This window comes from Citrobacter sp. RHBSTW-00570, assembly GCF_013739755.1.
In the GTDB taxonomy this organism is placed as follows: Bacteria; Pseudomonadota; Gammaproteobacteria; order Enterobacterales; family Enterobacteriaceae; genus Citrobacter; species Citrobacter braakii.
On sequence record NZ_CP056399.1, the window covers coordinates 2,855,260 to 2,868,689 of the forward strand.

The 13,430-nt window shown below is 50.8% G+C and carries 12 protein-coding genes and 1 other RNA gene; 8 read left to right on the forward strand and 5 right to left on the reverse strand.

Annotation, left to right across the window (positions count from 1 at the left end; genetic code table 11):
* Both sufA and HV237_RS13600 read right to left on the reverse strand, forming a co-directional pair.
* Entirely contained in the window at positions 1-369 is a 369-nt protein-coding gene (gene sufA, locus HV237_RS13595) for a Fe-S cluster assembly scaffold SufA (protein WP_016152905.1), read from the reverse strand.
* A gap of 769 nt (positions 370-1,138) precedes the next feature.
* The gene (locus HV237_RS13600; protein WP_029139523.1) at positions 1,139-2,026 is read right to left on the reverse strand and encodes a LysR family transcriptional regulator; all 888 of its coding nucleotides are present in this window, start codon (positions 2,024-2,026) and stop codon (positions 1,139-1,141) included.
* A gap of 122 nt (positions 2,027-2,148) precedes the next feature.
* Here HV237_RS13600 and HV237_RS13605 point away from each other — a divergent pair, with 122 nt between their 5' ends.
* A complete protein-coding gene (locus HV237_RS13605; RefSeq protein ID WP_047358868.1) occupies positions 2,149-3,000 on the forward strand; it encodes a Vmh family MBL fold metallo-hydrolase in 852 nt (283 codons plus the stop codon).
* Between the two features lie 67 nt (positions 3,001-3,067).
* Here the strand turns inward: HV237_RS13605 and HV237_RS13610 are convergent, their stop codons facing one another.
* From HV237_RS13610 to HV237_RS13620, 3 genes are all read right to left on the reverse strand, one after another.
* Positions 3,068-3,256, reverse strand: a complete 189-nt coding sequence (locus HV237_RS13610) for a YdiH family protein (protein ID WP_029139522.1) — start codon at positions 3,254-3,256, stop codon at positions 3,068-3,070.
* 77 nt (positions 3,257-3,333) lie between these two features.
* Complete coding sequence (gene menI, locus HV237_RS13615) at positions 3,334-3,744, reverse strand: 1,4-dihydroxy-2-naphthoyl-CoA hydrolase (protein WP_016152900.1); 411 nt, start codon at positions 3,742-3,744, stop codon at positions 3,334-3,336.
* A complete protein-coding gene (locus HV237_RS13620) occupies positions 3,741-6,797 on the reverse strand; it encodes an FAD-binding and (Fe-S)-binding domain-containing protein (protein WP_047358869.1) in 3,057 nt (1,018 codons plus the stop codon). Before HV237_RS13620 ends, menI begins: the two co-directional genes overlap by 4 nt.
* 213 nt (positions 6,798-7,010) lie before the next feature.
* On the opposite strand from HV237_RS13620, the gene ydiK reads away from it, so the two are divergent.
* From ydiK to aroD, 7 genes are all read left to right on the forward strand, one after another.
* The gene (gene ydiK / locus HV237_RS13625; RefSeq protein ID WP_016156362.1) at positions 7,011-8,120 is read left to right on the forward strand and encodes an AI-2E family transporter YdiK; all 1,110 of its coding nucleotides are present in this window, start codon (positions 7,011-7,013) and stop codon (positions 8,118-8,120) included.
* Between the two features lie 184 nt (positions 8,121-8,304).
* Positions 8,305-8,412: antisense sRNA RprA (gene rprA / locus HV237_RS13630), an RNA gene on the forward strand.
* Positions 8,413-8,570: 158 nt separating this feature from the next.
* Positions 8,571-8,927, forward strand: a complete 357-nt coding sequence (locus tag HV237_RS13635; RefSeq protein ID WP_019076677.1) for a YdiL family protein — start codon at positions 8,571-8,573, stop codon at positions 8,925-8,927.
* A 48-nt stretch (positions 8,928-8,975) separates the two neighbouring features.
* Entirely contained in the window at positions 8,976-10,196 is a 1,221-nt protein-coding gene (locus HV237_RS13640; RefSeq protein ID WP_047358870.1) for an MFS transporter, read from the forward strand.
* A gap of 240 nt (positions 10,197-10,436) precedes the next feature.
* Complete coding sequence (locus HV237_RS13645; protein WP_047358871.1) at positions 10,437-11,672, forward strand: MFS transporter; 1,236 nt, start codon at positions 10,437-10,439, stop codon at positions 11,670-11,672.
* Positions 11,673-11,693: 21 nt separating this feature from the next.
* Positions 11,694-12,560 carry a quinate/shikimate dehydrogenase gene (gene ydiB, locus HV237_RS13650; RefSeq protein WP_016156358.1) on the forward strand — a complete coding sequence of 289 codons (867 nt, stop codon included), beginning with the start codon at positions 11,694-11,696 and terminating at the stop codon, positions 12,558-12,560.
* 36 nt (positions 12,561-12,596) lie between these two features.
* A complete protein-coding gene (gene aroD, locus HV237_RS13655; RefSeq protein ID WP_047358872.1) occupies positions 12,597-13,355 on the forward strand; it encodes a type I 3-dehydroquinate dehydratase in 759 nt (252 codons plus the stop codon).
* Positions 13,356-13,430: the final 75 nt, after the last annotated feature.

The window sequence follows — 13,430 nt, forward strand, 5'->3', positions numbered from 1 at the left end:
CTATACCCCAAAACTTTCGCCACAGCCGCATTCGTTCTGGGCTTTCGGGTTATGAAATTTAAATAGCTGATTTAATCCTTCGCGCACGAAATCGACTTCTGTGCCGTCGATGAACGGCATCGCCTGTAACGGTACATAAAGTCTGGCCCCCTCCGTTTCAAACAGCAGATCGTCTTTTTCCGCCTGGCGAACGGTGTCCAGCACGTAGCCAAATCCCGCGCATCCCGTTTGCTTCACGCCTAAACGCACGCCTAACATGTCGGGTTGCTTTGCCACCAGCTCGCGGATGTGCGCCGCAGCCGCTGGCGTTAACGTCAGACCACGCCAGGCAAAATCGTCCGGGTTAAATGTTCCTGAATGCAATTCCATAGGGTTACCTCGAGTCACTAGCTTTCAAGCTATAACAACATGTTAGTGATAATGATTATCACTTCAACCCCTCAACAGCAGGGGCATTCGGGTTAATCGCCCTTTTTGACCCCTTTTACTAAGCATAGACCCTGCTGCGTGGGTTAACAGGGATGGATTTTTTTGTTCAATGCATTGATTAATAATGGATTAAATAATTTCAATCGGCGAGACAGGTCGATAATCAAAAGATGTATAGAAAATGACTATTTCTGTGATAGAAGGGGTAACTTCCTCTGTCAGGCTATACCTAACCAGGGAGTTATCAGAGATGAGATTCGCAGAGCGGTGAACGGACAAAAGTTAACGGCTGGCTAACCACCCATTGCCATTTTTCACTCGCCCGTAGGCAGGGGTTATATTATTTTCAAGCTGATACGGTGACCAGAACAGCGCACACAGTAATGATTTACCAAAGCGTCTGTTCTGTATTCTCTGTGCTATATAAAGCGGTTATGATTCTTTAAACTTAAATGTCACCACGGCTATTTTTTGACAACATCGGTCTGCAGACTCACGGCAAGTAGGTACAATCCCGTTCGGGCACTACGTGAAGACAACAAAAAACCCTTAAGGCTGCTTGCTGGCAGGCTTAAGGGTTCCGGCCCCATCCGGCGCTTATCTCCGGCACTCACGATGGCTTAGCTCTTGAAGGGGCGATAAGAATAATCTCACTTCCGGATATGTTTTGTTTAACACAAATTGCGATTTGACTATTTTATAAGCGTATTCAATCAATTATTAGGCGCTGTTTTTCACTGAGCGCGTCCAGCAACAGGCGCAGTCCTGCAGGCTGATGCTCCCGCGAAAGATATAAACCATAAATTGGCAGGCTTTTTGGTTGAAGCTCGGGCAAGAGTCTAACCAGCTTTCCCTGTGCCAGCCCTTCCCGCGCCTCCAGTTCCGGCACCAGCGCAATGCCCGTTCCCGCCAACGCCGACTCACAGAGCAACGAAGAGATCCCGGCGCTCAAATTGCCTTTAATCGCAACAGCGGCAGCCCGCCCCTGGGCATCCAGAAAGTGCCAGGATTTTCCGGCAAACCCGCTGTAGTACAGACAATTATGCCGCGTAAGGTCGTCGATAGTCTCAGGAGTGCCATGTTGATGCAGGTACTCTACAGACGCGCACAGTACCGATTTACAGTCGCCAAGGCGACGGGCGATAGTTCCAGGTTCAGGGTTTTCCGTTATACGGATCGCCACATCAATGCGTTCTCCAACGAGGCTTACCGGTTGATTATTGATCTCCACCTCGATACGCAGTTGCGGATACTTCGTCAGAAACGCGGGCAGTACCGGCGCTAAAATATGCATAGCTGTAAAATGCGCACAGGCCACACGTAGCGTGCCAGAGGGAGTTTGCGCGGCGCTGGCGGCACCAATATCCAGCGAAAGCTGCGCCAGAGAACGCGTTTTCACTAATGCCTCTTCACCCGCTGGCGTGATTGTCAGACGGCGCGACGAGCGATGGATAAGCCTTGCACCCGCCCATTTCTCCATCTCGTCGAGGTAACGACTGACCATCGGACGGGAAAGCCCCAGCGCACGCGCGGCGGCGCTCAGACTGCCCAAATCACAGATATGGTTGAATACCGTTGCCGCCATCACTCTGTCCATTGCATCCCATCCGATCGTTTTATGAAACTCAGCATGTCCTAATAAGGGAATTCTAACAGATCCGAATTTCCTTAAAATACAGGAACTATCAAAAGACAATTTCCTGCACAAGGATACCTGGCATGAAAGTTAAAACGCTGGCCCTGCTGTTACCTCTGTTCGCCTCTTCATCCTTTGCCGCGACGCTACAGTTGGACGTCTACAATCCACAGGACAAGGCTATTTTCCCGGTCTCTTCAACGCTGGTTTCAGGACCGAAAGAAGCAATATTGTTTGACGCACAGTTCAGTACTAAAGATGGTGAACAGCTGGTGCAGATGATTCGCGCCAGCGGTAAAACGCTAAAGGCCATCGTGATCACCTCCGGCGATCCGGATTTCTATTTCGGACTGCAGCCTATCGTCAAAGCCTTCCCACAGGTAAAAGTCCTGGCAACACCGCACGTAGTAGACCATATCCGTGCCACCAAAGAGGCCAAACTGCAATTCTGGGGTCCGCAAATGAAGGATGGTGCGCCAACATCGCTCACCGTTCCGCAAGCAACAACGCAAACGCATTTCACGGTTGATGGTGAAACGCTGGAGCTGCGCCACCCTAATGATTATGCAGCCTATGTCTGGATCCCGGCGAACCGTGCCATTATTGGCGGTACCGGCGTGGCGTCTGGTATACACGTCTGGACGGCGGATACGCAATCTGCAGAACAGCGTAGCGCGTGGCGTAGCGTATTGGGCGAAATGCAGAAGTTACAACCCACCCAGGTGGTCCCGGGGCATTACATCGGCGAACGCCCTGCGGGCGATAAAGCGATTCGCTTCACACAGGACTATCTGCAATCGTTTGAGCAGGCGTTAGGGGCGAAGAAAGGTTCGGATTATGTGATTAAAACCATCACCGCGGCATGGCCAGGTCTTGCAGACGCAAGTTCTCTGGAGCTAAGTGCGAAGGTTAATACTGGTGAGATGAAGTGGTGATTGAGATTTAACGCAAAAAATAACCCCGAACGCGTGTCGGGGTTTCATTACGATAAGCATACCGGAATCAATGAACGCCCATGCGCCAGGCAAAATAGATCTCTTCTTTTAGTTCAGTCGAAGAAAGCGTCAATAAATCCGCGAACTCCAGCTCTAACTGTTTCAGTCTTTTCAGGTACTGAGCTGGTGAAAGATCGGTTTTATCACGACGTAAAAACTCTATTGCCAGTTGGGCCGGGTCTAATTGGGTAGACATATCATCCTCGCTTGTGTTCAAAACCTGCACAGTATAACACCATTCCCTGTGCAGATAATGACCAAAAGCAATATGCATCACAAAATTGCTGTCGTCAGACGCGACGTGCAGCACAATCGTCCCTGCTCATCGAAGATTTCGATTTGCCATACCTGATGACGGGAGCCGGTATGCACCGCGCGACATACCCCTCTGACGCGCCCTTCCCGCGCCGAGCGAATATGGTTGGCGTTGACCTCCAGGCCCACCACTTTCTGCTCACCCTGAGTACACAGGTAGCCAGCCACCGAACCAATGCTCTCAGCCAGCACTACAGACGCGCCGCCGTGCAGCAAACCAAATGGTTGTTTAGTACGGTGGTCTACCGGCATTGTGGCTTCCAGCGTGTCATCGCCAATGTGCACAAAACGAATATCAAGCAGCCCAACCATATTTCCTTCACCCATGGCGTTGAGCGCTTCGAGTGTGACTTCACGTTTCCAGATCATCCTATAATCTCCAGCAGTGCCTGTAATGGATGGCGAACGCCCGTGCCTTCAACGCGTTTAACCTGACTGCGACAGGAGTATCCGGTAGCCAGACAACGGTTACGCGGCAATCGTTGCATTGCCTGGTGCCATGATAGCTCATAGATCCCCAGTGAGTTCTGATGATTCTTCACTTCGTGGCCATAGGTGCCCGCCATACCACAGCACCCTACGCTGATGTTCTCCAGCTTTGCACCAAAGCGGGCAAAAATAGCCGCCCACTGAGCAGGCGCGCCCGGCAGGGCCGTCACTTCGGTACAGTGTCCAAAGAAGTACCACGGTTCACCGCCCACAGCGACTGGCGGCTGTGACTCCACAACTGTCGATAACCATTCGTTGGCGAGTAACACATGGAAATCGCCCCGCTGTTCCCCGAGCGCCAGTTTGTATTCATCGCGATAGCAAAGCACCAGCGCCGGATCGACACCCACCATCGGAATATTCAGCTTCGCCACCCGATTGAGAAACTCAGATGTTTTCTTTGCGGTTTTAGCAAAACGGTTTAAAAAGCCCTTAATATGCTGGGCCTTGCCGTTTGGCGAGAACGGCAGCAGTACCGGCTGCAAACCCAGCTTTTCAACCAGACGTATAAAATCAGCCACCACCTGTGCATCGTAATAGCTGGTGAACGGATCCTGCACCACCAGCACCGTACGGGCTTTTTGCTCAAGGCTGAGTAATTCGAGCTGTTCCAGCGTCATATTGGCGGAACGATGGCCAACCAACTGACGTTGAAGCGACGGCGCAGACAGCAGCGGTAAGTCGACCATGCCGATGTGCTTTTTAGCCAGATTACGCACCAGCGGCTGGTTGATGAAGAAGTTAAACGTGTTGGGCGCCCGCGCCATTAAAGGCGCATAGCTCTCAACGGTCGCCACCATGTGATCGCGCAACGGCCGCAGATAACGCGTGTGATACAACTGCAGGAAGCGTGAGCGGAACTCCGGCACATCGATTTTAATCGGACACTGTGTGGAACAGGCTTTACACGCCAGACAACCCGACATTGCCTCTTTCACTTCGTGCGAGAAATCGTATTCGCCTTTGCGCGCATGCCAGCTATTGCGGGTACGGGCAATCAGCGTACGTAAACTGGCACGTTTTTCCGGTAGCTCTTTTTCCAGCTGTAGCGGGTCAATCCCGCGATCTGCCAACAGACGCAGCCATTCACGCACCAGCGTAGCTCGCCCTTTCGGTGAATGGATACGGTTGAGGCTGATTTTCATCGACGGACACATCGGGCTTTTCGCATCAAAGTTAAAGCATAACCCGTTGCCGTTACACTCCATCGCCCCACGCCACTCCTGGCGTACGGCCAGCGGGATCTGACGGTCATACGTTCCGCGCTTCACCGCGTCCACTTTCATCATCGGCGCATCAACATCCTCCGGTGGACAGATTTTGCCCGGATTGAGCCGGTTTTGCGGATCAAACACCGATTTCACTTTACGCAGTTCGCGATACAATTCCTCACCGAAGAACGCCGGGCTATATTCTGCACGAAAACCTTTCCCGTGCTCGCCCCACAGCAGACCGCCATATTTTGCCGTCAGCGCGACAACATCGTCAGAAATGCGTTTCATCAGCACTTCCTGCTGCGGGTCGCACATATCCAGCGCCGGTCTGACGTGCAGCACGCCTGCATCTACGTGACCAAACATGCCGTAACTCAGGCCGTGGCTATCGAGCAGCGCGCGGAACTCGGCAATATAGTCAGCCAGATGTTCCGGCGGAACGCAGGTATCTTCAGCAAACGGAATCGGCTTCGCGGCCCCTTTCGCATTCCCCAGCAGACCGACGGCTTTTTTACGCATCGCGTAAATGCGTTCGACGCCTGCCAGCTCGGTACATAGCTGCCAGCCTATAACGCCCGCTTCCTGACGCGCGATTAAGCCATCCAGCCGTTCGCACAGTGCGCTGACTTGCGAATCAATCAATGCTTCATCGTCACCGGCAAACTCCACAATATTCAGACCCAGCATCTCTTTATCCGCCACATCGGTAATCAATTCACTTACCGAGTGCCAGACAATATCTTCCCGTGCCAGGTTAAGCACTTTGGAGTCGACGGTTTCTACCGACAGCGCGCGCGCTTCCACCATCACCGGGGCATTACGCAATGCCGAGTCGAAAGAGTCGTACTTAACGTTAACCAGTTGTCTGACTTTGGGTAGCGGCGTGATATCGAGACGGGCTTCGGTGATAAACGCCAGCGTACCTTCAGAGCCAGTAAGAATGCGGGTTAAATCAAATTCGGTCATCTCATCGTTAAAGACGTGCCGCAGATCGTAACCAGTCAGGAAGCGATTAAGTTTCGGGAATTTATCAATGATCAGCTGTCGGTTGTCGCGGCAACGCTCATAAACCGTCTTGTAGATGCGGCCAATAGTGGTGTTGCTATTACCCAGCGTTTGGGCAAGTTCGACCGGCATTGGCTGGGTATCAAGAATATCGCCGCCCATCAGCACCGCGCGGATACCCAGCACGTGATCGGAGGTTTTACCGTAAACCAACGAGCCTTGTCCGGATGCGTCGGTATTGATCATCCCACCCAGCGTTGCCCGGTTACTGGTGGATAACTCGGGGGCAAAGAAATAGCCGTAAGGCTTCAGAAACTGGTTGAGCTGGTCTTTTATCACCCCGGCTTCAACCCGCACCCAACCTTCCTGCACATTGATTTCAATGATGCGGCTCATATAGCGGGACATATCAACAATAATGCCCTGATTCAGCGCCTGACCGTTGGTCCCGGTGCCGCCACCGCGTGGGGTAAAAATCAACGAAGAGAAAAGAGGTTCCGCCGCCAGACGAGCAATGAGCGCCACATCTGCGGTTGAACGAGGGAATACGACAGCATCAGGAAGCAGCTGATAAATACTGTTATCCGTCGACATTGTCAGACGATCGGCATAGCTCGTTGCCGTATCGCCCGTAAATCCTTGCTGCTCCAGTGCCTGCAAAAAATTGAGCACCAGTTGAACGACACCTGGCGCCTGAGAAATTTGTGGAATCATTATAGTGACCCTTTCCTGCGGTCTGTGTTGTGAATTTAATCGTTTGCGTGTTGCTTTGTTTGTTGTATCACATTTTTTTCTAATACGCTCAGCAGATTTACAGGCAGAATCCGCCTGTTAAAAACCGCTGAAATTGCTCATCATTACAGGGTGTCATTTAAGTGTTCACGTCGCGTCAACGTTCTGGCGCAAAGACAAAGGTGAAAAGTAATTATGGTAAATTTCCGCCAGCCCAAGGATATTGCACAAGTGCTGCTATCGGCGCTGTTTTTAGCCGTCATGATTGTGGCCTGTCTTTGGATTGTTCAGCCCTTTATCCTCGGTTTTGCATGGGCGGGGACGGTGGTCATTGCGACCTGGCCGATCCTGCTACGCTTACAAAAATTGCTCTGGGGCCGTCGCTCGCTGGCCGTGCTGGTGATGACCCTGCTGCTGGTGCTGTTGTTCATCATTCCTATCGCGCTACTGGTCAATAGCATTGTTGATGGCAGCGGACCATTGATCCATGCCGTAACCGCAGGCGATATGACCCTGCCGGATCTGGCGTGGCTGAACAGTATTCCGTTGGTCGGCGCAAAATTGTATGCCGCGTGGCACAGTCTGCTGGATATGGGCGGCGCGGCCATCATGGCCAAGGTTCGTCCTTATATCGGCACGACGACGACCTGGTTTGTTGGCCAGGCTGCACATCTTGGCCGCTTTATGATGCACTGTGGTCTGATGCTGCTGTTCAGCGCCCTGCTGTACTGGCGCGGTGAACAGGTGGCGTTAGGTATTCGCCACTTCGCTTGTCGCCTGGCATCCAAACGTGGCGATGCCGCCATTCTGCTGGCAGCACAAGCCATTCGCGCCGTCGCATTAGGCGTTGTGGTCACCGCGCTGGTGCAGGCAGTGCTCGGTGGTATTGGTCTGGCGGTAACCGGCGTGCCGTACGCCACGCTGCTGGCGGTATTGATGATCCTGTCTTGTCTGGTGCAACTGGGACCATTGCCGGTGCTGGTCCCGGCCATTATCTGGCTGTACTGGACGGGCGATTCAACCTGGGGCACGGTGCTGCTGGTGTGGAGCGGCGTGGTCGGAACGCTGGATAACGTTATTCGCCCGATGCTGATTCGCATGGGGGCCGATTTGCCGCTGATCCTGATTCTCTCAGGGGTCATCGGCGGACTGATTGCCTTCGGCATGATTGGTCTGTTTATCGGCCCGGTGGTACTGGCCGTGTCCTGGCGTCTGTTCTCCGCCTGGGTAAACGAAGCCCCTGCGCCAGGTAGCGATCCCGACGAAATCCTCGAAGAAATTGCTGAAATCGAACGCAATAAGTAATCCCACGTCAGGCGGCACCGCCGCCTGATTGTTTAACATTGCTAATCAATTCCGCCCACTTACTGAATAAGACCCAACGTTATCCTTCTTTAAATACTCATTTGCTTCGCAAATTATTTACAGTTTTTAAACTATTGAGATGAATCTGATCGACGTAAAAAATCAGTATGCCTACTATTAGCCCATGGCTTTAGATCAACACATTGATTTATAAGCATGGAAATCCCCTGAGTGAAACAACGAATTGCTGTGTGTAGTCTTTGCCCATCTCCCACGATGGGCTTTTTTTTGTCCTTCGCGCGCCTCGCCACCACCCTTACCGCACCACAGCTCCGCTCTTCCCCGTTGATAAACAAATAATATTGCACAAGATACTGTGACTCTCTTCAAGCCGAAATATCCACAGCAATGTTATTACTATTCCACCGTCTTTTATGAGGTGATCAAATAATGAACGCATTAGAACTCCAGGCTATCCGCCATATTTTTGCTATGACGGTAGAAGAAAGCGCTATGTATATCTCGCGGGATCACAATGTTGCCGCCTGGCAACAATGGGAGAATGGTGAAAGGGAAATCCCGGAAGACATCACGCGCATTTGTGCAGAAATGAAAGCCAGACGAAAGTTAAGAATTAACGCCATTATCGAAAAAATAAATAACCGTATCGGTAATAACACCATGCGTTTCTTTCCCGATCTGAACTCTTTTCAGGCGGTTTATCAGCACGATGATTTTCTCGACTGGAAAATCTATCAATCGGCCGCTGTTGAACTGTATGCCCACGACCTTGAGCGTTTGTGTTAAGAGACCGCAGCGCCACACTCATTTAGCCTTTTCGCTGAGTAACATATTATGAAAAATACCTATTTCTCCACTGCGATAGGGCTGTACTTTAATTACCTGGTACACGGCATGGGGGTCATTCTGATGAGCCTCAATATGTCTTCACTGGAACAACAGTGGCACACCGATGCCGCAGGCGTCTCAATTGTTATTTCCTCACTCGGCATTGGCCGTTTAAGCGTGTTATTGGTGGCGGGCATGCTTTCCGATCGCTATGGCCGTAGACCGTTTATTATTTTCGGTATGGTCTGCTACCTGCTGTTCTTTGTAGGCATCATCAATACTCACAGCATTTATATTGCCTATGCTTTTGGATTTTTAGCCGGAATGGCAAACAGTTTTCTTGACGCCGGAACTTACCCCAGCCTGATGGAGGCGTTTCCCCGCTCTCCCGGCACGGCTAATATCTTAATTAAAGCGTTTGTTTCCATCGGTCAGTTTCTGCTGCCGATGATTATCAGTCTGCTGGTGTGGGCAGAACTTTGGTTTGGCTGGTCCTTCCTTGTGGCGGCCGCGGTAATGCTAATCAATGGCATATTTTTGTTTCGCTGTCGATTCCCGGCCCATCCTGGGCATCAAGCCCCCCTCAAGGCATTACCCGTTGAACAGAAAAGCATACAATCTGAACATCGTTGTTCTCTTCTCGATCTCGCCAGTTACACTCTGTACGGCTACATCGCCATGGCGACATTTTATCTGATAAGCCAGTGGTTGGCACAGTACGGACAGTTTGTCGCTGGGATGTCCTACACCTTATCGATCAAGCTGTTAAGCATTTACACCTGCGGTTCTCTACTGTGTGTGTTGATCACCGCGCCACTGGCACGAAAGACGGGGCGCGCAACCTCTCTGTTAATGCTGTACACCTTTATCTCATTTATCGCCTTGCTGATGGTTTGCCTGCATCCGTCGATCTACATGGTGATCGTCTTCGCATTTGTCATCGGTTTCTCTTCAGCCGGAGGCGTTGTACAAATCGGTTTAACGCTGATGGCCGCACGCTTTCCCGATGCGAAGGGCAAAGCCACCGGGATTTACTACAGCGCGGGCAGCATTGCGACCTTCACCATCCCACTGATAACGGCAAGACTCTCGCAGACCAGCATTGCTCACATCATGTGGTTTGATACCGGCATAGCCGCGGTAGGCTTCCTGTTATCATTGTTTATTGGCTATCGCAGCCGTATCACGACAAAGCAGCAACTAAACATGGCGACGGTCGTAAAATAACGCGGATGCAATATTGTTCTCCCCCGCTGCAAAATAATTGGTCGCGGTTTTAAAACTTCAGCAAAATGTTGGTTGAAAGAATTAAGTTTCACAGTTGAGCATGCAACATACCTGGTAACTTAAACGCCATGCTATGTAGGCACAATATCAGCACCCCGGTATATTAATCACAAGGTCGCCGCAATTTAAACAATATCGACGAGCACAGAACAATTTTAAAATCCGCAAGGAGTTGTGAACATGTCTCAAAATAAGACCTTTAATACGCCATTTCTTTTGGCGATAATCTGTATTTATTTAAGTTATTTTTTACACGGCATTAGCGTCATTACACTGGCGCAAAACATGAGTTCTCTTGCAGAAAAATTCTCCACCGACAATGCTGGGATAGCCTATTTAATTTCCGGCATTGGTCTTGGTCGCCTGGTGAGTATTTTATTCTTTGGCGTGCTCTCAGATAAATTTGGTAGACGGGCTATCATTCTGTTAGGTGCTATTCTGTACATGCTGTTTTTCTTCGGCATTCCCGCCAGCCCGAATCTGATGATTGCCTTTATTCTCGCTGTTTGTGTCGGCGTCGCTAACTCGGCCCTGGATACAGGGGGCTATCCGGCATTGATGGAATGCTTCCCTAAGGCATCTGGGTCAGCGGTTATCCTGGTTAAAGCGATGGTCTCATTCGGGCAGATGATCTACCCCATCGTCGTCAGCACCATGCTGCTCAACCATATCTGGTACGGCTATGCGGTCATTATCCCGGGGATACTGTTCGTCATCATAACGTTGATGCTGCTCAAAAGCCGCTTCCCCAGCCAGATGGTGGATGCGGGCATTGCAAAAGAGCTACCACAGATGAACAGTAAACCGCTGCTCTGGCTGGAAGGCGTAGCCTCCGTTATGTTTGGGGTGGCCGCATTTTCGACCTTTTACGTCATCGTAGTCTGGATGCCGAAATACGCGATGGCATTTGCCGGCATGGCAGAAGCCGACGCGCTGAAAACCATCTCTTACTACAGTATGGGATCGCTGGTCTGCGTGTTTATTTTTGCTGCACTGCTCAAGAAAATGGTTCGACCCATTTGGGCGAATGTATTTAACGCCGGGCTGGCAACCCTCACCGCAGCGGTTATCTATTTATATCCATCCCCATTGGTGTGTAACGCCGGTTCATTTCTTATCGGGTTTTCTGCCGCAGGCGGTATTTTACAGCTCGGCGTTTCGGTGATGTCAGAGTTTTTCCCCAGGAGCAAAGCCAAGGTCACCAGTATTTATATGATGATGGGGGGCGTAGCCAACTTTATTATCCCATTAATCACCGGATACCTTTCAAACATTGGCCTGCAGTACATCATTTTGCTGGACCTCGCATTTGCTTTGCTGGCCTTCATCACCGCCATCATCGTCTTTATTCGTTACTACCGCGTATTTGATATTCCCAAAAATGATGTGCGGTTGGGCGAACGTTATTTTCAATAAATTGCTTAGAAGGAGTATCAAATGGACGTAACTGCAAAATATGAACTGATTGGTCTGATGGCCTACCCTATCAGACACAGCCTGTCGCCTGAAATGCAAAATAAGGCATTAGAAAAAGCGGGATTACCTTTTACCTACATGGCATTTGAAGTCGATAACTCCACGTTTGCTAATGCGATTGCCGGGCTGAAGGCCTTAAAAATGCGCGGTACCGGAGTCTCAATGCCCAACAAGCAACTGGCATGTGAATATGTTGATGAATTAACGCCTGCAGCCAAACTGGTCGGCGCGATTAATACTATCGTCAATGATGATGGTTACCTGCGCGGCTACAATACTGATGGTACAGGTCATATTCGTGCCATCAAGGAAAGCGGTTTCGATATCAGGGGTAAAACCATGGTACTGTTGGGCGCAGGCGGCGCGTCAACGGCCATTGGCGCCCAGGCGGCGATTGAAGGCATCAAAGAAATCAAACTCTTTAACCGTCAAGATGAGTTCTTTGCCAAAGCACAGGAATTCGCCAAACGTGTTAATGAAAATACCGACTGCGTGGTCACCGTTATCGATCTCGACGATCGACAGGCTTTTGCGGACGCACTGGCCAGCGCGGATATTCTGACCAACGGTACGAAAGTGGGAATGAAGCCGCTGGAGAACGAATCTCTGGTGACCGACGTTTCCCTGCTACGCCCGGATCTGCTGGTGACTGAATGCGTCTACAACCCGCATATGACCAAATTATTGCAACAGGCACAACTTGCCGGTTGCAAAACGATTGATGGTTACGGCATGTTGTTATGGCAAGGGGCTGAACAGTTCAAACTCTGGACCGGGAAAGATTTCCCTCTTGAGTATGTGAAACAGGTTATGGGTTTTGCAGCCTGATGGGCAAGCATTTGTAAAATATTTAAAGGGTAATCGATGAAAACCGTAACCGTAAAAAACCTCGTCATTGGCGAGGGTGCGCCGAAGATCATTGTCTCACTGATGGGTAAAGACATCGCAACGGTAAAAAGCGAAGCGCTGGCCTATCGCGAGGCGGATTTCGACATTCTGGAATGGCGCGTTGACCATTTCACCGAGGTGTCCTCCGTTGATGCCGTACTGGAAGCTGCACGCGCCATCCGCGAGGTGATAGCTGACAAACCGCTGCTGTTCACCTTCCGTAGTGCCAAAGAAGGTGGTGAACAGGCGCTGGCTGTCGAAAACTATATTGCGCTAAACCGTGCGGCGATAGATAGCGGTCTGGTCGATATGATCGATCTGGAGCTTTTCACCGGTGACGAACTGATTAAAGCCACCGTCGAATATGCACATGCAAAAAATGTCGCCGTCATTATGTCGAATCATGATTTCCATAAGACGCCAGCGGCACAAGAGATTGTCCTGCGCCTGCGTAAAATGCAGGAGCTTGGCGCTGATATCCCGAAAATCGCCCTGATGCCGCAAAACAAAACGGATGTATTGACCCTGCTTGGCGCCACGCTGGAAATGCAGGAACGCTATGCCGATCGCCCGATCATTACTATGTCGATGGCCAAAACAGGGGTGATTTCACGTCTGTCCGGTGAGGTTTTCGGTTCAGCGGCAACCTTTGGCGCGGTGAAAAAAGCCTCTGCCCCTGGGCAAATTTCGGTCACCGACCTACGTACCGTTTTGACCATATTGCATCAGGCGTAATAGTACCGTTTATCCATATTAATATCAGTAATGCCCTGCCCCAGATATTCGCTTAATCACGAATATCGGGCAGAT